General features: G+C 46.8%; 16 protein-coding genes. 8 read left to right on the top strand and 8 right to left on the bottom strand.

Going from position 1 to position 20491, the window contains the following annotated elements; translation table 11 throughout:
• Positions 1-7 precede the first annotated feature (7 nt).
• The 8 genes from kdpB to gcvT form a co-directional block, all read right to left on the bottom strand.
• Positions 8-2053: a potassium-transporting ATPase subunit KdpB gene (gene kdpB, locus B5Z18_RS21985; RefSeq protein ID WP_079471642.1), complete on the bottom strand. Its 2046-nt coding sequence runs from the start codon at positions 2051-2053 to the stop codon at positions 8-10.
• A gap of 20 nt (positions 2054-2073) precedes the next feature.
• On the bottom strand, positions 2074-3786 hold the full coding sequence (gene kdpA / locus B5Z18_RS21980) for a potassium-transporting ATPase subunit KdpA (protein ID WP_079471641.1): 1713 nt from the start codon (positions 3784-3786) through the stop codon (positions 2074-2076).
• A 246-nt stretch (positions 3787-4032) separates the two neighbouring features.
• Positions 4033-4377: a DUF7674 family protein gene (locus tag B5Z18_RS21970; protein ID WP_133256127.1), complete on the bottom strand. Its 345-nt coding sequence runs from the start codon at positions 4375-4377 to the stop codon at positions 4033-4035.
• Positions 4378-4653: 276 nt separating this feature from the next.
• Positions 4654-8394 (bottom strand): DEAD/DEAH box helicase, encoded by a 3741-nt coding sequence (locus B5Z18_RS21965; RefSeq protein ID WP_079471639.1) that lies wholly within the window; start codon positions 8392-8394, stop codon positions 4654-4656.
• A gap of 227 nt (positions 8395-8621) precedes the next feature.
• Positions 8622-9416 carry an MBL fold metallo-hydrolase gene (locus B5Z18_RS21960; protein WP_079471638.1) on the bottom strand — a complete coding sequence of 265 codons (795 nt, stop codon included), beginning with the start codon at positions 9414-9416 and terminating at the stop codon, positions 8622-8624.
• 672 nt (positions 9417-10088) lie between these two features.
• Complete coding sequence (locus tag B5Z18_RS21955; RefSeq protein ID WP_079471637.1) at positions 10089-10811, bottom strand: 2-phosphosulfolactate phosphatase; 723 nt, start codon at positions 10809-10811, stop codon at positions 10089-10091.
• A 16-nt stretch (positions 10812-10827) separates the two neighbouring features.
• Positions 10828-11301 carry an SRPBCC family protein gene (locus tag B5Z18_RS21950; protein WP_079471636.1) on the bottom strand — a complete coding sequence of 158 codons (474 nt, stop codon included), beginning with the start codon at positions 11299-11301 and terminating at the stop codon, positions 10828-10830.
• Between the two features lie 91 nt (positions 11302-11392).
• Positions 11393-12481, bottom strand: coding sequence for a glycine cleavage system aminomethyltransferase GcvT (gene gcvT, locus B5Z18_RS21945; protein ID WP_079471635.1), 1089 nt, complete (start codon positions 12479-12481; stop codon positions 11393-11395).
• 202 nt (positions 12482-12683) lie between these two features.
• Here gcvT and B5Z18_RS21940 point away from each other — a divergent pair, with 202 nt between their 5' ends.
• The 8 genes from B5Z18_RS21940 (at position 12684) to B5Z18_RS21905 (ending at position 20218) form a co-directional block, all read left to right on the top strand.
• Positions 12684-13967, top strand: coding sequence for a M28 family peptidase (locus B5Z18_RS21940; RefSeq protein ID WP_079471634.1), 1284 nt, complete (start codon positions 12684-12686; stop codon positions 13965-13967).
• Positions 13968-14072: 105 nt separating this feature from the next.
• Positions 14073-14468, top strand: coding sequence for a nuclear transport factor 2 family protein (locus B5Z18_RS21935; RefSeq protein ID WP_079471633.1), 396 nt, complete (start codon positions 14073-14075; stop codon positions 14466-14468).
• A 12-nt stretch (positions 14469-14480) separates the two neighbouring features.
• A complete protein-coding gene (locus B5Z18_RS21930) occupies positions 14481-14891 on the top strand; it encodes a hypothetical protein (protein WP_079471632.1) in 411 nt (136 codons plus the stop codon).
• Positions 14892-14903: 12 nt separating this feature from the next.
• Positions 14904-15590 carry an NUDIX hydrolase gene (locus B5Z18_RS21925; RefSeq protein WP_111577140.1) on the top strand — a complete coding sequence of 229 codons (687 nt, stop codon included), beginning with the start codon at positions 14904-14906 and terminating at the stop codon, positions 15588-15590.
• Positions 15591-15797: 207 nt separating this feature from the next.
• Positions 15798-16703 carry an NUDIX domain-containing protein gene (locus B5Z18_RS21920; protein WP_079471631.1) on the top strand — a complete coding sequence of 302 codons (906 nt, stop codon included), beginning with the start codon at positions 15798-15800 and terminating at the stop codon, positions 16701-16703.
• Between the two features lie 18 nt (positions 16704-16721).
• The gene (locus B5Z18_RS21915; RefSeq protein ID WP_079471630.1) at positions 16722-18137 is read left to right on the top strand and encodes a nicotinate phosphoribosyltransferase; all 1416 of its coding nucleotides are present in this window, start codon (positions 16722-16724) and stop codon (positions 18135-18137) included.
• A 23-nt stretch (positions 18138-18160) separates the two neighbouring features.
• Positions 18161-18493: a hypothetical protein gene (locus B5Z18_RS21910; protein ID WP_079471629.1), complete on the top strand. Its 333-nt coding sequence runs from the start codon at positions 18161-18163 to the stop codon at positions 18491-18493.
• Positions 18494-18631: 138 nt separating this feature from the next.
• Entirely contained in the window at positions 18632-20218 is a 1587-nt protein-coding gene (locus B5Z18_RS21905; protein WP_079471628.1) for a class I SAM-dependent methyltransferase, read from the top strand.
• Positions 20219-20491: the final 273 nt, after the last annotated feature.

Raw genomic sequence — 20491 nt, 5'->3', positions numbered from 1 at the left:
TTTAGAATTACATGAAAAGCGCTATCAGCATATCAATCAGCTTGATACCGATGAAAGGCGCTATGATACCACCTACGCCATAGATCAGCAGGTTGCGGCGAAGCAACGCACTGGCGCCGATAGGCTTATAAGCCACGCCACGAAGGGCCAGCGGTATCAGCATCGGGATAATGATGGCGTTGAAAATAACGGCACTCAGGATCGCTGTTTCAGGGCTATGCAGTTTCATGATGTTGATACCCTGCAATGCTGGTATGGAGGCCACAAACAACGCAGGCACAATAGCGAAATATTTTGCCACGTCGTTGGCAATGGAGAAGGTGGTAAGGGTACCGCGTGTCATTAACAGCTGCTTACCAATTTCCACGATTTCAATCAGCTTGGTAGGGTCGTTGTCGAGATCCACCATGTTACCGGCTTCTTTCGCGGCCTGGGTACCACTGTTCATGGCCACGCCTACATCGGCCTGGGCCAGGGCGGGCGCATCGTTTGTACCGTCGCCCATCATGGCTACCAGCCGGCCTTCATTTTGTTCCTTACGGATATAGCTCATTTTATCTTCCGGCTTGGCTTCAGCGATGAAGTCGTCCACACCGGCTTTGTTGGCAATATATTTAGCGGTAAGCGGGTTATCACCGGTCACCATCACCGTTTTTACACCCATTTTACGCAGGCGGTCGAAACGCTCGCTGATACCCGGCTTAATAATATCCTGCAATTCAATAACGCCCTGCACTTTGCTGTTGAGCGCTACTACCAGTGGCGTACCGCCATCGTTGGAAATAGATTCTACTTTAGCCAGTGTTTCCGCCGGGAAAGAGAATCCTTCTTTTTCCGCGAGTCGCCTGATGGCATCATAAGCGCCCTTGCGGATACGGCTGCCATCGGGCAGATCGATACCGCTGCTGCGGGTTTCGGCGGTGAACTTCACCAGGCTGGAGCCACTCACTGATAATTTACTTACCACGTCTTTACCTGCCAGCTCCACGATGGATTTACCTTCCGGTGTTTCATCGGATAAAGAGCTGAGTGCGCAGAGGCGGATAAATTCTGCGGTGGAAATGCCATTGGTGGCGTAGAAGTTAGTTGCCTTACGGTTACCGATGGTGATGGTACCGGTTTTATCCAGCAACAACACATCAATATCACCAGCGGTTTCCACGGCTTTACCTGATTTGGTGATCACGTTGGCACGCAATGCACGGTCCATTCCCGCAATACCGATGGCCGATAATAAACCGCCGATGGTAGTAGGGATGAGGCATACAAACAGGGAGATGAAGGCCGCAATGGTGATCGGTGTTTGTGCGTAGTCTGCAAATGGTTTCAGCGTTACGCATACAATGATAAACACCAGGGTGAAGCTGGCCAGCAGGATGGTGAGCGCAATTTCATTAGGCGTTTTCTGCCTGCTGGCGCCTTCTACGAGGGCAATCATTTTATCCAGGAAAGATTCGCCCGGTTCAGTGCTTACCCGTACTTTAATATGGTCAGACAAAACTTTGGTACCACCTACCACACTGGATTTATCGCCGCCGGCTTCCCGGATCACCGGCGCGCTTTCGCCGGTAATGGCAGATTCGTCGATGCTGGCGAGGCCCTGTACAATTTCACCATCGGCGGGGATAATATCGCCCGGTTCACATACAAAGATGTCGCCTTTACGCAGGGAAGAAGAGGATACAATTTTGATTTCGTTGGTAAAGATTTCACCTACAAGTTCTACTTTCTTTGCCGGTGTTTCTTCCCTTGTTTTACGCAAACTTTCTGCCTGTGCTTTACCACGCGCTTCTGCAATGGCTTCGGCGAAGTTGGCAAACAACACAGTAAGGAAGAGTACTACAAAGATGGCAACATTATACGCCGCACTGCCTTGTTCCTTGTTGCCGGTAAAGAGCGCATACAGCGCTACTATCAGCATTACGGCAGTACCTATTTCCACGGTGAACATCACCGGGTTTTTGATCATTAATTTCGGATTCAGTTTTACGAAAGACTGCTTCAGGCTCTCCATCACCAATTCTTTCGGAAACAATTTATTATCATGCTTCATGGTAGTCAGTCATTAAAAAATTACAGGGAAAAATACTCTGCGATCGGGCCTAGTGCCAGTGCCGGGAAATAAGACAAGGCAGTGAGGATAACGATCACCGCGAAGGTCATGGCGCCAAAAGTGAGTGAATCTGTTTTCAGCGTACCGGCGGATTCAGGTATATATTTTTTGGAAGCCATCAAACCCGCAATGGCAACCGGTCCTATGATAGGCAGGAACCTGCCGAGGATCAGTATAAAGCCGGTAGATACATTCCAGAAAACGTTTCCATCTCCCAAACCTTCAAAACCGGAACCGTTGTTGGCATTGGCAGAAGTATACTCATACAGCATTTCAGAGAAGCCGTGATAGCCGGGGTTATTTAGCCAGGCCGATGGCTTCACCGCCCAGTTGGCATCCGGGTGGTGCGACAATACCCACGATGATAAAGCGGTACCGGCCAGTATCAGGAACGGCGACAACAACGTAATAATAGCAGCGATCTTTACTTCCCGCGCTTCCAGCTTATGCCCCATGAATTCTGGCGTACGGCCTACCATGAGCCCGGATATAAACACCGCGATAATAATAAAGATGTAATAGTTGAGGATCCCTACACCACAACCGCCATAGAAGCAGTTGAGCATCATACCCAGCAGCTGCATCATGCCGGTCATAGGCATGGTGCTATCGTGCCAGCCACATACAGAACCGGTAGAAATAATAGTGGTTACGGTACTCCAGTATCCCGTGGCAGCGGCTCCAAACCGCACTTCCTTACCTTCCATAGCCCCGGTAGCCTGTTGGATACCCATGTGGGCAATGGCAGGATTACCGGCCATTTCCTGCTGCATGGAAGGGATCAGCAGGCATATCATACCAATGGTCATAATCCCGAAGATGACCATCGCAAATTTCTTTCGTTGTATAAACATCCCCAGTGCAAATACCATTGCAATAGGAATGAGCACCTGCGCTACCATTTCCGTCATCCAGGTAACGTAGTTAGGGTTTTCCAGCGGATGAGCGGAGTTAGCGCCAAACCATCCGCCACCGTTGGTACCGAGGTGTTTGATCGCCACAAAGCCCGCCACAGGACCGTGAGAAACGTTCACGGTATCACCCTGCATAGTAACAATGGCTTCCTTGCCGGCGTAGCTGGCAGGCATACCATTGAAAACAAAGATCAGCGCAATCACAATACTTATTGGTAACAGTATACGGGTGATTGTTTTCAGGAAAATATCCCAGAAGTTCCCCAGCTTAGTGGTTGTTTTTTCTTTCATGGCTTTGAACACCACAATCAGCGCAGCAATACCGGTAGCGGCACTCACAAACTGCAGGAAGGCCAGTACAAATAACTGGGTGAAATAAGTAACGCCTGTTTCACCAGAATAGTGCTGCAGGTTACAGTTCACCACGAAGCTGATGGCGGTATTAAACGCCAGGTCGGCCGACTGCCCGGGGTTTCCATCCGGGTTCAGCGGCAACTTGTCCTGGAAAAACAGTGCAAAAAAGGCATATACAAACCATACAAGGTTGATGGTAAGTAATGCCTTCAGATGCTCTTTCCAGTTCATTTCCTCCTTAGGATTGATACCGGAAATTTTAAAGAAGAGGCGTTCCAGCGGCGCCATAAAATCGGACCAGGTCCGTTCACCCCTGAATACCTTTACAATGTACCTCGACAGTGGCCAGGCCAGTAAAAGCGTAATGCCGTAGGTGGCTATTACGCCTAAGATTTCTGTTGTCATTTCTATAGTCAGTTAAATAAGCTTTGCGTATAGGCGTGGGAGTAAAATCTCCAATCAGAATTTTTCAGGTTTCAACAGTACATAGATCATGTAGCCGAAAACGAAAAGTGATAAAACAAATAATGCATTCATGATAACAAGCGTTTTAGTTAGATCTTTTCGAAATAGTCGACCGATTTGAAGAATACGGCGAAGCAGGCCAATCCTGCCAGCACCAGGAGAATAGTCATCATCATAAAAAGTGTTTTAAATAGCTATAGTTTGTAAATGTTGAATCCGTACGTTCTTCAGTGATACAGGAAGTAGTTCCTTATGCTTTCCGCAGAGCAGGGGAGAGAGGGTATACATAAACGCGCTTTCGATGGCGTTACGCAGGGCACTGCTCCCATTATGATACAATACAGCGGCCACGTTAAAACAACGTTTCACCTCATGAAGTTGTTCACTCCGGATCATCCGGCCGGTATAATCAGCAAACGTGTGGATCACTTTACTGACAGAACCCTTTACAGGCTGTTGCTGTTCTGCGGGAAATGTTAACCCCGGAATCTGTAAACCTATCAATTGAGAGATTTTTGAGTCTGGTAGCATATGGATCAATTGTTTTGATACAAATAGGGTAATGCCAGCGGAGTGCCAGCATTGGAAAAGAGGCTTTCAAACGAACACAAACGGTTATTAATCAGTATATTAAATAATATTTGAGGAAGATAGAGAGATGCTGTTCATTGGCCAAACCATGCAGAAATGGTAGGGTGTATGCAAAAATGAAAGAGTTTCCAGGGGGTTCCTGTTGGGGATGGAACAAAAAAAAAGAGCGGTTTTACTTTCGTAAAACCGCTCCTGTGAATAGTTTATTTCGCCGTTCTAACTGAACAGGTACAATACATCTTCTTTCGTCAGCTTCTTCACAAAACCACTGTCGTCAGAAATAATTTCCTTCACCAGTGATTTCTTACGCTCCTGCAACTGTAAGATCTTTTCTTCCACGGTATCCTTACAGATCATGCGGTAAGCAAAGATATTCTTCGTTTGCCCGATACGGTGGGTACGGTCAATAGCCTGTTGCTCTACAGCCGGGTTCCACCACGGATCTACAATATACACATAGTCGGCTGCAGTGAGGTTCAACCCTACACCACCGGCTTTCAGTGAAATGAGGAACACGCGGCATTCGTCGTTGTTCTGGAAGTTCTGAATAGCCTTTTCACGATCAACTGTAGATGTGCTGCCATCAAAATACTCGTATGGTATTTTGAGGTGCTGCATGCGGTCGCGGATCAATCCGAGCATTCCCAGGAACTGGGAGAAGATCAGCACTTTGTGGTTGCCGATGTTTTCAGAGATTTCACGGGTGAGTTCATGCAGCTTCACGGAATGGTTCGGATACTGTTCCGTATCATTCAGGATAGCCGGTGAATCACAGATCTGCCGCAGCTTCATCAAACCTTGCAGGATGGTGAGCTGGGAACGTTCCATACCCTGATCTTCAATAACACCGAGAATCTTGGAGCGATAGGTATTCCGGTAGGCATCGTAAATATGCCGTTGTTCCGCATCCATTTCGCAGAAGATCACGGTTTCTATTTTTTCCGGCAGGTCTTTCGCCACCTGTTCTTTGGTGCGGCGAAGGATAAACGGATAGATCAGTTTACGCAGATGTTCTTTTCTTTCTTCATCCTGGAATTTATCGATCGGCGTAGCAAATTCGTTACGGAAAAAGTCTACGCTGCCGAGCATGCCTGGGTTCAGGAAGTTCATCTGGGCGTAAATATCGAAGGTATTATTCTGCATCGGGGTACCACTCAGCGCCAGCCTGTTCTTTGTTTGAAGCAGCTGTGCAGCTTTGGTTACCTTCGACTGCGGATTTTTGATTGCCTGCGATTCATCAAGGATAACATAATCAAACTCCAGTTTCATCAGCAGTTGGATATCGCTGCGGAGGGTACCGTAAGTAGTTATGATGGCATCAAATTTACCCAGTTCTTCAGACGATTTTAATCGCGCAGGACCGTGGTGGATATGATGCCTGATATCAGGCGTAAATTTCCTGATTTCATTTTCCCAGTTATAAATCAGCGTAGTAGGACAAACGATCAGCGCCATTGTTTTACCACCATGCTTATTCTTGTAATACTGCAGGAAGGTAAGCGCCTGGATGGTTTTACCCAACCCCATGTCATCTGCGAGGATACCGCCCCATTTGATATCATCGAGGTAGTTGAGCCACTGGAAGCCGCTTTCCTGGTAAGGGCGCAGGGTTGCCTGCAGGTTTTCCGGCAGGGCAATGTTGCGGATTTCATCGAACTGCAGCAGCTTGCGGCGCTTTTGTTCGAGCTCCAGCACTACGGCTTCATCATCAATAAACTCATAGAGTTCATCGATTACGCTGAAGTTGTATTTGCTGAGTTTGAGTCCTTTATCTTTTTCTTCCCCAACTTTAAAGAGCAGGGAATATTTGCGCAGCCATTCTTCCGGCAACAGGCCCAGGGACCCATCTGCCAGCTGAACATAGTTCTGTTTGTTGGCCAGCGCATTTTTAATATCCTTGATACTTACTTTCTGATCACCGTACAATACTTCGATCTGTGCATCAAACCAGTCGATGCCGGAGCTGATCTGTAAATTGGTAACCGGCTTATGCGAGCTGAATTTAAAGTTGCGCAGGTTATCGAATCCGAACACGCGCACATTCATCTCTTTCAGTGCATCGAAGAACAGGAAGAACCAGTTATTTTTCAGCGCTTCTTTGGCGCGCAGGTAAAAATAATTGTGGTTATCGTGTTGCGCGAAGTTGGTATGTAGGGTGCGGAGTTTATTTACAAAAGTTTCTTCTGCTTCTTTATTCCGGTGGATGATGAGCACTTTATTTCCTTCCTGCACGGTGATCTTGCTCTCATCGTTCCATTCCACTTCCTGGCCGCGGTAAGCAAATCCGGGTTGTATGATAAAGGTTTCGCCCAGTTCTTTGAGGAACACCCGTGGTTCAGGCATTACATCTTTCAGTTCTGCGAGCAATCCTTTATCAAACTGGATATCGTACTGACGGCTCAGTGGCAGCAGGTAATCTTTCAGATAAGCTGGCCAGTCTTTGTTAGCAATACGCAGCTGACCATTTTGGCGGAAGAGTTCCACGTGCAGGGCATCCTGCGGACTTTCAAACAAATAGATCACCTGTTTGTGCAGGAACAGCAACGGGCTTTCCCATTCGCTTTCAGACACATTTACCAGTTCACCTTCGATGGTCACATAGCAGTTAATGTCTACATGGGTGTCGCCGGTGTTGGTTTTAATAACCAGTTTGAGCCTGTCGGCGCCTATCTGCAGTTGTTGCAGGTTCTTTGTTTTAAATGCCTGCCGGTTGGGCAGTTCAAATACCAGTCCGTGTTCCGCCAGCTGTGGGAACAGTTTGGCGAGTTTAGGATGCAGGTATTCCAGCATCAGTTCTTTTGTTTCGGTAGGAAGTTCTTCTGCATTTTCATGCGTAATATTTTCCCAGATACCGGCAAACGGAGAATTTTTGCTGAGGAATTTGCTGACTTCACTGCCTTGTAATTTTCGTATGGGCGCTATCAGTTCCCGGTCTTTTTCCTTGAACTGGTAGAAGTCAACATATTTGGTAAGATCCAGTTTGCTGGCCAGTGATACGAAGGCGGTTTGCTCTTCGTTTATTTCGCCGCTTACCAGGTCTATTTTAAAATACGGGTATAATGTTTCGTTGGCATTAAAAACTGCTGCCAGCCGTTGTGTAATGGTGATGGTTTCTTCCGGGGGCGGGGGAGCCGTAACCGGCTGCCTGCTACCTGCAGCGGCGCCATCTACCCGTTTGATGCTGGGGTCCAGTACACGTAAAAACGGTTTGCCATCCATGTAGGAGAAGGCAAACTTTCCGTCCAGGTCGTCGGTAAGGGAATAGCCGTATAAGGATAGCAGCTTATTCTTTTCCTTGTCCCAGTTGCGGAGGGTATCGAAATAGAACGGACCGTTTTTCTGCAGGAGTTGCAGGAACAGGGCTGTTTTATGCACGCATAGTGCGTGTTCTGTTTCATCGCAGGTGCAATGTGTATCAAAAAACCGTTCTTCGTTCCGTTGAATGATCAGCGGGAACTCTTCTCCATTAACTTTCAGCAGGGCTTCTACCTTCTCATCTTTGGCCAGGCTTATTTTGGCAGGATGTTTCTTGGCAATTTCCTCTGCTTCGGCCAGTATAGTACCGGAGGTAAGCAGTTTAATGGATTTTATATCGATAGACTTCATTTTAATCAGCGTATGCTGCTGATCAAACTGTGTGTCGAAGCTCTCGAAATGATTTTTGTCCAGCATTTCCTGGAGCTGGAACAGTGCTGCGGCCTCGTGCCGGCAGATGTCGCCCAGGTTGTAAGGGCATTGGCACCGGATGGACATACCGGTAGTTTCTCCATACTTGTTGATGGAAACACGGTAATAATTGGCATGTGTGTCGCTCTTAACGCGGAAGGTAGCTGTTTTCAGCACCGGGTCTGCCTCGATGAGTTCAACGCCCCCGGCCGAAAAAATACGCTTCCCCCTGCGGATCACTTCATCAGTGCCGTTGTTGTAAACATATTTTAGCAAATGGGGTAGCGACATACTATACGTTGTTGCCCGCTTTTTATTATCAGCAAAAGGGTTACTAGATATATCAAAAAAACTTAACAGCTGATAAAAAGGCAATCCACAAAAGTAAGCAGAAAATTTCTAATAACCCGCGGCTCACTCATTAACAACCCGTTAACCGCTCTCCGTTTGCTATGGCGGTGTAACGCGTATTTTTCCACATAATTTTTTTTAAATATAGAAGCCTGTTTATCAACCATTTACCGGATACGTTTCCGGTATCTTTCCAGGGAAAAATCTACCGCCTCCCTGGCGCCTGTTTTAATATATTTTCCAAAAGCACCATACATCGCATCATAGTTCAGCGGTTTTATAGCATCATGCAGGGTATTAATTTCGGTGGCGGATAACGGAATATTATTCGGATAACTGTACATCACCGATACTGTTTTCCTGTCGGAAGATACCTGTATAACGTCACCCACCAGTAAACAGCCCTTTCCTTCCGGGGAATACAACACATTTCCACCGTCGAAATGCCCGCCGCATAATACCAGCCGGATATCGTCCCACAGCGGCAGTTCATGGCCCGCCCATAATTTAATCACGTCGTCGTGGCGCTGCAGCCATTGGGCATCCAGCTGATGTACATAAACGGGGATATTGCCAAATGCATGACTCCATTCCACAATGGTGGAAAAATAATGCGGATGGGAGAGGGCAATAGCTTTGATGCCGCCCAGTTTCTCAATAATATTTATCGTAGAGGCGTCGAGGTTAGTAATGCAATCCCAGAGGATATTCCCGGACGGAGTGATCAGTAAATGCGCCCGCTGCCCGATGGCAAAATCCGGTGTTGTGTAAATGGCGTAAAGATTAGGCGCCACCATTTCTATAATGTTCCGGTGGGCTTTCTGCACCTGTTCCAGGGTGGTCCAGCTTTGTCCGCCTGGATTTACATACTGCCGCTCATCTTCACAGATGGGGCATTGCGCCGGCGGGTTGTCTGTTGCATCATATTGCACGCCGCAGGTGCTACAGATATAGTGTGTCATGTTATCATCTTTAGAAAACAGAATATAGGATTTTTTGGGGAAAGGGGGGAAGTTCAGCATAACATGGTGAGCGGAGAAATCGCCTTCGGCGATGTAAATTGTCCTGGAGCAGGATTACGCTGATTTTACAGATTAGCTTTTTGTAATTTTGGAAGGATTTTGGGAGATGAATGCACTGGCCAGATCTTAATTGAGTATTCAGTATTTTCTCTGGAAAATTGATTTATTTTTAGCTTTTTATAAGCTCTTCGGAAAATTCAGTAGAGATTAAAGAGTTTTCACCATCGCTATTCCTTAAATAATTTAAAAAGGTGAGTGGTATTAACAGCAATGATTTATTGAATACCGCTCACTCACTTTTACCGGTTTGTCAGCATGCTGTTTCACTAATATGGCAGTACCCCTATAAACACCCTGCCCCTTTTCGTCTGTAACGCCCCGTGGTAAAGGGTTACATGATCAAGTCCACGTCCCCTCCACGTCCCCTCCACGTCCCCTCCGGTACATCTCCATGTATTAAGCATGTGCAAAGCATATGCTAAGTATAAATGAAGCATTTCCCAGGCAATCTTTAAGTAATCTTTATTCAACCCCTGTTATCCCCACCAATCTCCCCAAATCACAAAAAGCTAATCCGTAAAATCAGCGTAATCCCGGGTAAGACAACCTCGCTCACCCGGCAATGAGTTCTCCATCTCTGAACAGGGGCAGTACATTGGCGCCATCCGGAGTAAGACAGTAATGAATATCTTTTTCCAGGCCATACTGCGCGAGGCGCTTGTAGTGGGAGGCCTGTTTCATAAAGGTATAGATGTCGTGTTTAGCAGAATGGTAAAGCGTTTCCGCAGCAATGGCGGAGTCGCAGTTTACATCAAAGTGTTCTTTGATGCGGCTTACCACGGCGCCGGCAAACAAGGTATCTTCCATGTTTACACGATCTTTCCACGCAGCGCAACCCAGGATTACATTCTGGTTTTGTGCAACCAGGTAATCGCAAACAGCGCTGATGTTGGGGAAGGAGCCGGTGATAATTTGTATGGCGTCTTTAGCCATGTGGAGTAATTTGGTGCCGTTGGTAGTGGTGAGCACCAGCGTTTTATTTTCCACGAACTCGCGCGGGTATTCAAAGGGAGAATTGCCATATGCCAGCCCTTCTGCTATCCGGCCATCTCTTTCGCCGGCGGTGATACCACTAATGGCGCGGCCGATGTTCACACATTCTTCTACACTGGCTACCGGTATTACACGGGAAGCGCCGTTGTACAGGGCGGTGCAGATGGTAGAGGTAGCGCGTAGTACATCTATGATAACTACGATACTGTTTTTTACATCAAACAAATGTAATAATGCCGGAGATAAACACACTTCCAGGCTGGGTTTGTTGCTATCTGTCATTCAGTTGCGTTTTGCTTTAATCAAGGATTACCCTCCACTTTTCACTCTCTGCATAATCCTTAATGGTATTATTTCTTTCCTGCAGGAGCCTGGTCATGTATTTTTGCAGGTAAAGCCGCTCAAATACTTTTCCGAACCAGCCATAAGGGGTGCCAAAGTCCATGATATCAATCATCACGGTGGCATTCTCTATTGCTTTAAAATAATGTTCATGATTCATATGGGTAAAATCCCCGTCGGTCATCTCATCGGTAAAAGACTCGTTTTGACGCATGGCGGTGATTTTAGTGGTCAGTTCCCTCATTTTTCCCAGGTGCTTTGCTCTCCAGGTCACTGTTTCATTATAGGATATCAGGCCGTTGGTGCGACCTTTTATCGCATCTTCCTGCCGGTGCGACATACTTCGCTTGTGCAGTGTAATGCTCCTGCTCAGGTCGTAGACCCGCTCCAGGGGGGCATAGATAACGGTAGTTAAATGAATAGTAGGCATAGATATGGTAATAAAATATAAAAATTCCGGTGCACCGAAAACTTTCCAGGCACCGAAATTAACAACTTTAACCGGCTATTCATACATATTCCTAGCTGAGGAAAGGCACTTTTACCACTTTTGCTTTCAGGGCCTTATCTCTTACCGCAATAAAAATTTCTGTATCCTGCGCTGCAAAAGCCGTTTTCACATAGCCAAGCCCGATAGCCTTCTGCATAGAGGGCGACTGTGTACCGGAAGTTACGCGGCCAATTACATTGCCTGCAGCATCCTTGATTTCGTAGTCGTGACGGGGAATGCCTTTATCTACCATTTCAAAGCCTACCAGTTTTTTGGTAACGCCTTCTGCTTTTTGTTTTGCGAATAACTCGCTGGAGGTAAATGGCTTGGTGAATTTGGTAATCCATCCCAGGCCGGCTTCCATCGGAGAAGTGGTATCGTCGATATCATTTCCATAAAGACAGAATCCCATTTCCAGGCGAAGGGTATCGCGTGCGCCTAAACCAATAGGTTTCAGGCCCTTTGGAGTGCCTTCAGCAAAGATGGCATCCCATATTTTATCGGCTGCTCCATCGGTATCTTCAAAATAAATTTCAATACCGCCTGCGCCGGTGTAGCCGGTGGCGCTGATCACTACATTCGGTACGCCTGCAAAGGTTCCTTTGGCGAAGGTGTAGTACTTCATGTTTACCAGGTCTACTTCTGTGAGCGGCTGGAGAATGCTGGTAGCATTGGGGCCCTGGATGGCGAGCAAACAGGTTTTATCGGAAATGTTGTGCATTTCCACTCCTTTGGTGTTGAACTGGGAGATCCAGTTCCAGTCTTTTTCAATATTGCTGGCGTTTACCACCAGCATGTATACTTTATTTTCTTCAATGCAATAAACGAGCAGATCATCTACAATACCGCCTTCGTTGTTTGGCAGGCAGCTGTACTGCGCTTTTCCGGCAGTGAGCTTGGAGGCGTCATTGCTGGTAACACGCTGAATCAGGTCCAGCGCATTTTCACCCTTTAAAATAAATTCGCCCATGTGGCTTACATCAAACACGCCGGCGTTGGTGCGTACTGCCTGATGCTCATCGTTAATACCAGTGTAGGAAATAGGCATGTTGTAACCCGCAAAGGCAGCCATCTTGGCGCCCAGCGCAATGTGTTTCTCTGTAAAAGGCGTGTTTTTCATACTTTGTTTTTAAAACGGGGCAAAAATAGCGATTTGGAAATTATGAACGGCCAACATAAAACGGCGTATGACTGTTTTAAGACGAAAGGCATACATTATAAATACTTAAAATACAATGATATAGTCAAAAGAATTAGGGGCCAATGCGCTTTGGGCCGTCCGTAATTCGTAATTTTGCTGCAACACCCAAAACAGATTCGCTGTGAAAAAGAAAACCTGGCTGTTACCATTGGTAGTTGTAACCATACACGTTCACGCCCAGAAAAAGGAAGACCGCAAAACAATTGGTAACCTGCAAACGCACATCAGTTACCTGAGCAGCGATAAGCTGGAAGGCCGCAGCACCGGAGCTCCCGGCGAACAGCTGGCTGCCACCTACCTCTCTGCACAAATGCAGAAAATGGGGCTGACTCCTATGGGCGAAGATGGTTTTTTACAGGCATTTACCGTAAAAGAAACCCGTGAGCCATCGGCAGACTGCCAGATGACCATTGGCGGAAGCAAACTGGAAGCGGGCAAACAATTTGTGCCACTGCCCTTCAGCGCCGGCAAATCGGCCAAAGGAGAAGCCATTCCCGGGGTGAACGAACCGGATAACATCTGGCTGATCAACGTAGCCGAACTGGATACCGACAGCCGCAAAAGCATGACAGAACAGTATTTACAGCAAACACAGACCGCCGAAAAATCCGGCGCCACCGGTGTGGTATTTTATAACGGCAGGGAAACAGCCGCCGAAGTCATGAAATGGCTGGCCGAACGCCCAAAAGCCGTAGGCATCCCCGCTGTATGGCTCAATGCCGATGTCAGCAAAAAACTGAGTGCCGATGATGCGGATGGATTCCCCATCCACATGCAGGTAGCCTTCAAAGCCATTAAACGTAATGGCACCAACGTAATCGGCTATATCAACAACAAAGCCCCCAGAACCATTGTAATTGGCGCGCATTACGACTACCGCGGCTGGGAAACCACCGACAAAACGGAAGACAATGCCAGCGGCACCGCCGCCATGCTGGAAATAGCCCGCTTACTGAAAGGCTCCCGTCTTCATAACAACAATTATATTATCATCGCCTTTTCCGGAAAAGAACAGGGATTATCCGGTTCTTCTTACTTTGCTTCCCACAGCACCGTAGATCTTTCACAGGTGAACTACATGATTAATATGGATGGTATCGGCACCCTGAACCCGGGTACTGCATTACAGATCGGCGGTACAGGCACTTCCCCCGGCTGGTCGGCCATCGTCCAGGAAGCCGCTTCCAAAGAGCTGCCACTGGTATACGATTCCAGCGGTATCAGCAACTCTGATCATGCATCTTTCTACAAAAAAAATATACCGGTACTCTACTTCTGCAAAAACACTTCCGCCTCCGCAGACAAAGTGAACTATGACGGCACCCTGCATGTACTGAAGCTGGTGTATAACATCATCGACAAAACAAATAACAGGGATAAACTCGCCTTCAGCAGCATCCAGTGAGGTGCCCGAATTAAGATCGCTTCAAAATTTGCGGGTTACATATAAGTGCGAAATGTATATTTTCGCGTAAATACGTCATTCGTAAAATTCAATTTATCCCTTTAAATGGACGAGAAACTGGCGCTTATATACCGGTATTTCCAGCTGCTGGAGAGCTTTTCAGCAGATCCCGTTGAATTTGCCAGGATTTTTCATCCAAATATTATTCAGACTGAATATCCAAACCAGCTCTCGAATGAAATTAAACAACGGAACTTTGAGATCATGCTGGAAAGCATGGCTACCAATAAAATAATTTTGAAATCGCAGCACTTCAGCGTGCTGAAAGTAGTGGAATCGGGAAATACCCTGGTGGTAGAAGCCAAATGGACAGGGGAAATAGGTGTGGATGCCGGCCATTTCCGCCGGGGACAAATAATGAAAGCATTCATTTGCACTATCATAGAATTCCGCGACGGGAAAATTTACCGGCAACGCAACTATGATTGTTACGAACATTAAAGCTATGAGATCATGAAAAAAATATTATCACTCCTGGGCATTTCCCTGTTGCTGTTTGCGTGTAACCCTACCCGTAACGATGAACGCACCACCGACCGGTCGGCCTACGACGTTATCACCGAAAAATGCTACGTGTACCGCGAATTCAAGCCAGCCTCCAACCCGCTGACAGATTCCGTGCTGCAACTGAGAAAGGAACTGACCGACTACCTGGATCAGCACCAGTACAAAAGACACATGGCAGGAAACGACAGTTTGCTTTTCCGCCGCGAAAACGGCCAGGAAGTGATTATTGAACTGCCCACCCCACAGGATATCTGGGAACAAAGCACGATCATCGTTTTTGATCCGCAGAAAAATCCTTTGTTCGTAAATTTACACAAAGACACTACCCAACTGGAACATTACATTCAAGCAAAATAATCAGATAAGAGTTTGCCGATCATACAAAACATCAGACTAACGGTAGATGCAGTAGTATTTGGATATATTCCCAAAGAAGGCATCGTGGTGCTGCTGATTAAGCGTACCATAGAGCCCTACCTGCACAGCTGGGCCCTGCCCGGCGGCTTTGTGCTGGACGATGAAGCCCTGGAAACAGCCGTTACCCGCGAACTACTCACGGAAGCCGGCGTAAATATCAACTACCTCGAACAACTGTATACTTTTGGTTTGCCCGGCCGCGATCCGCGCGGAAGGGTAGTGTCCATTGCTTACTTCGGACTGGTAAACCCCACCAATTTTAAACTGGCCGCCAGCTCCGACGCCGAAGACGCCAAATGGTTTAATATCAAAGACCTGCCCACGCTGGCCTTTGATCATGCCGCCATTATCAACATCGCCGTACAACGCCTCCGCAGCAAGATCCGCTACGAGCCTATCGGCTTTGAACTGCTGGATAATAAATTCCCGATCGCCGACCTGGAAAAACTCTACGAAACATTGCTGGACCGGCCTATCGACCGCCGCAATTTCCAGAAGAAGATCAATCATCTTGGAATACTGATTGCCCACAACGAAAAGCAGAAACAGGTATCCCAGGGAAGACCCGCGAAGCTGTTCAGCTTTGATGAGGCCCGGTATTTTAAGCTGAAGAAAGAAGGAATGACGTTTGAAATATAAATGATAAGGCCGGCCGGGTGCGTTCCTGCCGGTCAAAACTCCCGCTACCGGCGATTCCCCCACATGCCATTTTCCCTTTAATAATCCCTATATTAATATCCTGTAGCAAACCACCTTTCCTATTTTGTGTATTTTTTACAAGAAATATTTTGGAAATACAAAAACGGTTTCTATATTTGTGTAACAATTACACAAAATAGCTCGGATATGCAAAACACAAAGCCCACAGGAGTTATTATCGCCCGGTTCCAAACGCCTTCTCTTCATGAAGGGCACCTGGAACTCATCCGCCAGGTGAAACAGAAGCACAATCGTGTACTCATCATACTTGGCGTGAGCCCGGTGAGAGGCAGCCGCAAAAATCCACTGGATTACTATACCCGCGAACGGATGATCAAACAATCCTTTCCGGAAATCATTGTACTGCCCCTGAGCGATCAGAAAAGCGATGAAGTATGGTCACAGAAACTGGATGAACTGCTCAGCAACAACTTCCCCCACGAAAGCTTTCTACTGTACGGTAGCCGTAACAGCTTTATGGATACCTACTCAGGTAAATATAAAACAGAAGCCCTGCCACCGGTGCAGGATTATAACGCCACCGCCATGCGGGAAGCGATATCTGATAAAGTGTTTGATACGGAAGAATTCCGCGCCGGCATCATCTACAATACTTACAATCTCTTTCCTTCTGTATACGCCACAGTAGATATTGCCCTGTTCAGGAATGATAAGAAAGAACTGCTGCTGGGCCGCAAGCCAAACGAAAATGTATGGCGCCTCCCCGGCGGTTTCTCCGACCCAACAGACGACAACTTTGAAATGGCCGCCGCCAGGGAATTACAGGAAGAATGCGGCGCCGTGGAAACCGGTCCCATGCAATACGTGGCTTCCCTCAGAGTAAACGACTGGCGCTATCGCAGCGAAGTAAACAAGATCATCACCACGTTATTCAGCACCGACCTGGTATACGGCGAACCTGCCGCTGGCGACGATTTGCAGGAAATCCGCTGGATAACGGTAACGGATATACCCGATTTAATTGCCAAAGGAGAGATCAATGATACACATATTCCCTTACTGGCGAAACTGACCGAAAAATATATTGACTAAGACTAAAACTATTGAGATATGACAAAGGAAAACCTCATCCTCCTGGCCGATGCTTACAAATACTCCCACCATAAACTGTACATTCCCGGTACACAATTCATCTACTCTTACCTGGAAAGCCGGGGCGGCAAATTTGAAGAAACTGTTTTCTATGGCTTACAATATTTTCTGAAAGAATATCTAAGCGGCGTAGTATTCACCAAAGAAAAACTGGACGAGGCCGAAACCATCCTCACAGAAGTATTTGGCCGGAAAGATGTATTTGACCGCAGTCGCTTTGAATATATCATAGATAAATACGGCGGTAAACTGCCTGTTCGCATCAAAGCCGTAGCAGAAGGCACGGTGGTGCCTGTACGAAATGTGCTGATGACCATAGAAAATACCGACCCTGAATGTTTCTGGCTCACTAACTTCCTCGAAACATTACTGATGCAGGTGTGGTACCCTTGCACTGTGGCTTCTGTATCCCGGGAAATAAAAAAAGTAGTAAAGAAATATTATGAAGAAACGGCCAGCTCAGCGGCCTTTGGAGGCATCGACTTTGTGCTGAACGACTTTGGATTCCGTGGCGCCAGCTCAGTTGAAAGCGCCGGCATCGGCGGAAGCGCCCACCTGGTAAACTTTGCAGGCAGCGATACCATCCCCGGTTCCGTATTTGCAAAGAAATATTACGATGCACCTGTTGCTCCCGGCTTATCTATCCCGGCTACCGAACACTCTGTGGTAACGCTTCTTGGAGAAGAAGGGGAGCTGGAAATATTCAAACACATACTGGATAGTTATCCTACCGGCACCATTGCCTGCGTATCCGACTCCTACAATATTTTCAGAGCCTGTGAAGAATACTGGGGCACTGCGTTAAAAGAACAGATCCTGAAAAGAGATGGCACACTGGTAATCCGCCCTGATAGCGGAGATCCGGTACAAACCCTGCTCCGCATATTCACCATTCTCATGGATAAATTTGGCTACACCACCAACGAAAAAGGATTTAAAGTACTGCCTCCGCAGGTACGGGTAATCCAGGGTGACGGCATCAGCTATTCTTCTATCCCCGGCATACTGGAAGCATTAAAGCAAGCCGGTATCAGTGCGGAAAACCTGGTACTCGGTATGGGCGGCGCCTTATTGCAACGCGTAAACCGCGACACGCAGGAATTTGCCCTCAAATGCGCTTACGCAGTTGTAAACGGGGAAGCCATCAACGTTCAAAAAATGCCTGTAGAACTGGATGCCACCGGCCAGTTACGCACTTCTTTCAAAAAATCAAAAGCCGGAAAACTCAGGCTCATTAAAGATAACAATACCTTCAAAACCGTATCTGAAGAGGACGCACCAGCATCTGCCGACCTGTTACAGACCGTGTTTGAAAATGGTGAAGTAACGCTTAGTTACACCTTTGATGAAGTACGTAAATCAGCGATGCTATAGAATATTAAATAACATAAAACAATATGACAGCTATAGAGTTAAAAAACAAGATTGAAGCAGTTTCCAAATTTACGCTGCAACCACCATTTGAACCCATAGTGTTCGAATTCAAAGACGGCCATCTGTATAAAGACGGAAAGCCTCTTACTAAGTACAGCATAACTGAAGACTCACGTACAGGCCATTTCAGGCTAAATTTAAATGATGTTCTAAAAGATGGGACGAGGATTTTCATGTATGAATATGAGGATATTATAATAAATATTGATGGTGATGACAGCTTCCCTGTGATCGTGAATTACTCTAATAAGGACCGGAGACGACAATATGTCATCCTTCAAGCACATGCTGAATAGTCTCTACTAACTACTAAATTATTCTTATTTCTTCCAACCGTGTTTACCTCAGGAGGGTGTATCAGATCTACGATACACCCTCTGTTATTTTTGCATCATGCGCATACAAAAAATCATCGCATTCCTTAACTTCATGGCATGTATTTACTCATACCCGGCCGGCATCACCTGCTAACAGATTTTCAGTTCAAATACCTGAACCGCCTGATCAAATGTAAACTGGAAGGCGAAAAAGACGTGTATGGCCAACCGTTAGCCACACAGGAAATAGAAGGCGTGATCTTCGCGGTTACCTCCGCCAATCATTTGGGCACTAAACGAAACCCGGTACCCTTCTATCTCCGCGCCATGATCATCCAGGAATTTTCCAACTCCCTGGATGTGCCGGTATATGTATACGGTATCGACGATGTAGGTGTAATCAATGATTTCACAGAATATACGGTAAAGACTATACGTCATTCCAGTGAAGGGATCCATTCCCTCACCCCGGCCAATACCCTCGTTATTTGCTCCACAGCGGTTAAGGATATGTACATTAAACATGGCTTTACCATATTGCCGGCAGAGTGGGACCCGGTAAGCAGTCAGTTCACACAACCCATGCCCTGGGACATTGTAAAACTGGTAGCGCAAACCGGCGACTGGCGAAAAAATAAAACCATTCTCGACCAGATGCACCCGGCATCTTTCAAAATATGGTCGCTCTACAACGTAGGGGACAAGGTGCAGCATATCCTGAAAGACCCTATCATTGGCGCAGACGGCGATCTTACTGCCACCCGCGACTACAACGTATACGTGAAACAAATGGACGACATCGCCGCCCAGAAATACCGTGAAACGGCGCCCTACATCCAACCCGGCAACATCGGCGATATCGGCTGTGCCGTTGGTTCGTGGATAAAAATGGCCTGCGAAGACGATCGCCTGCATGAGTGCGACTTCTACGGTATTGAGGTATCCCGTCATTTGTATGATATCTGTCTTCAACGAAAACATAACGGGGAATTCGCCAACCCCTCCGTCTTCTTCTCACAAAAAAATGCAGTAACCAGCCTCGTATTTGAAGCCGGCAGCATGAATACTATTCATACTTCCTCGCTCACCCATGAAATAGAATCGTACGGCAGCCGGGAAGATCTGATCGCGTTTATACGTAACCGTTATAATGAACTGGTTCCCGGCGGTGTATGGATCAACCGGGATGTAGTAGGCCCTGAAAATAAAGAAGAAATCATTTTGCTCTGGCTCAATGACACAGACGGGGAAAATGATACCGCATTACCGGAAAATGCCAGTACACAGGAACTGGCAACCTGGCTGGGAAAGCTGTCTACCAAAGCGCTGTTCAGTCGGTTTGCCAAAGACTTCCGGCATCATGAAGGGTTTCAGTTACCCTACGAATGGGTAACTATAGAAGGGCAAATCTATGCACAGCTATCGATGCAAAATGCGTGTGAATTCCTGTTCAAAAAAGATTATCACGATAACTGGCTCAGTGAAATGCATGAAACGTTTTGCTTCTGGAATTACGAAGACTGGAAAGCAGCCCTTGAAGAAGCGGGACTGCGGCTGGATAACTTATCTACCACCTGGCGCAACGAGTGGATTGTGAATAACAGGTTGGAAGGTAAGGTACAGTTGATGCGCCCGTGCAAAAATGGTGTACCTCTACCTATCCCTTTCCCTGTTTCGCATATGCTGCTTTTAGCAAGAAAATAATCTGTCACCGGGAAGTGGCTGTAAATCACTTTCCGGTACATCTCATAATCCATAGTCTTTCAGTGGAATTATTTATCCAGCAATGTTTGTTGCCTTTGCCAGGGCATGAATAAAAAAAGTGTCAATAATAATGTTAAGATGGGGACATACCTTCATTAAGAGTATTTGCTGCAAAAATAACCCATGGAGAGATAAACGGGGTTGTGAAAAGGAAAGAATTTATTGTTAATATCAAAGAAATAAGAAAGCCGGAGTATGAGTACTCCGGCTATT

It is taken from the genome of Chitinophaga ginsengisegetis, assembly GCF_900168065.1.
Lineage (GTDB): Bacteria > Bacteroidota > Bacteroidia > Chitinophagales > Chitinophagaceae > Chitinophaga > Chitinophaga ginsengisegetis.
This window is presented reverse-complemented; position numbering and strand designations above follow the sequence as displayed.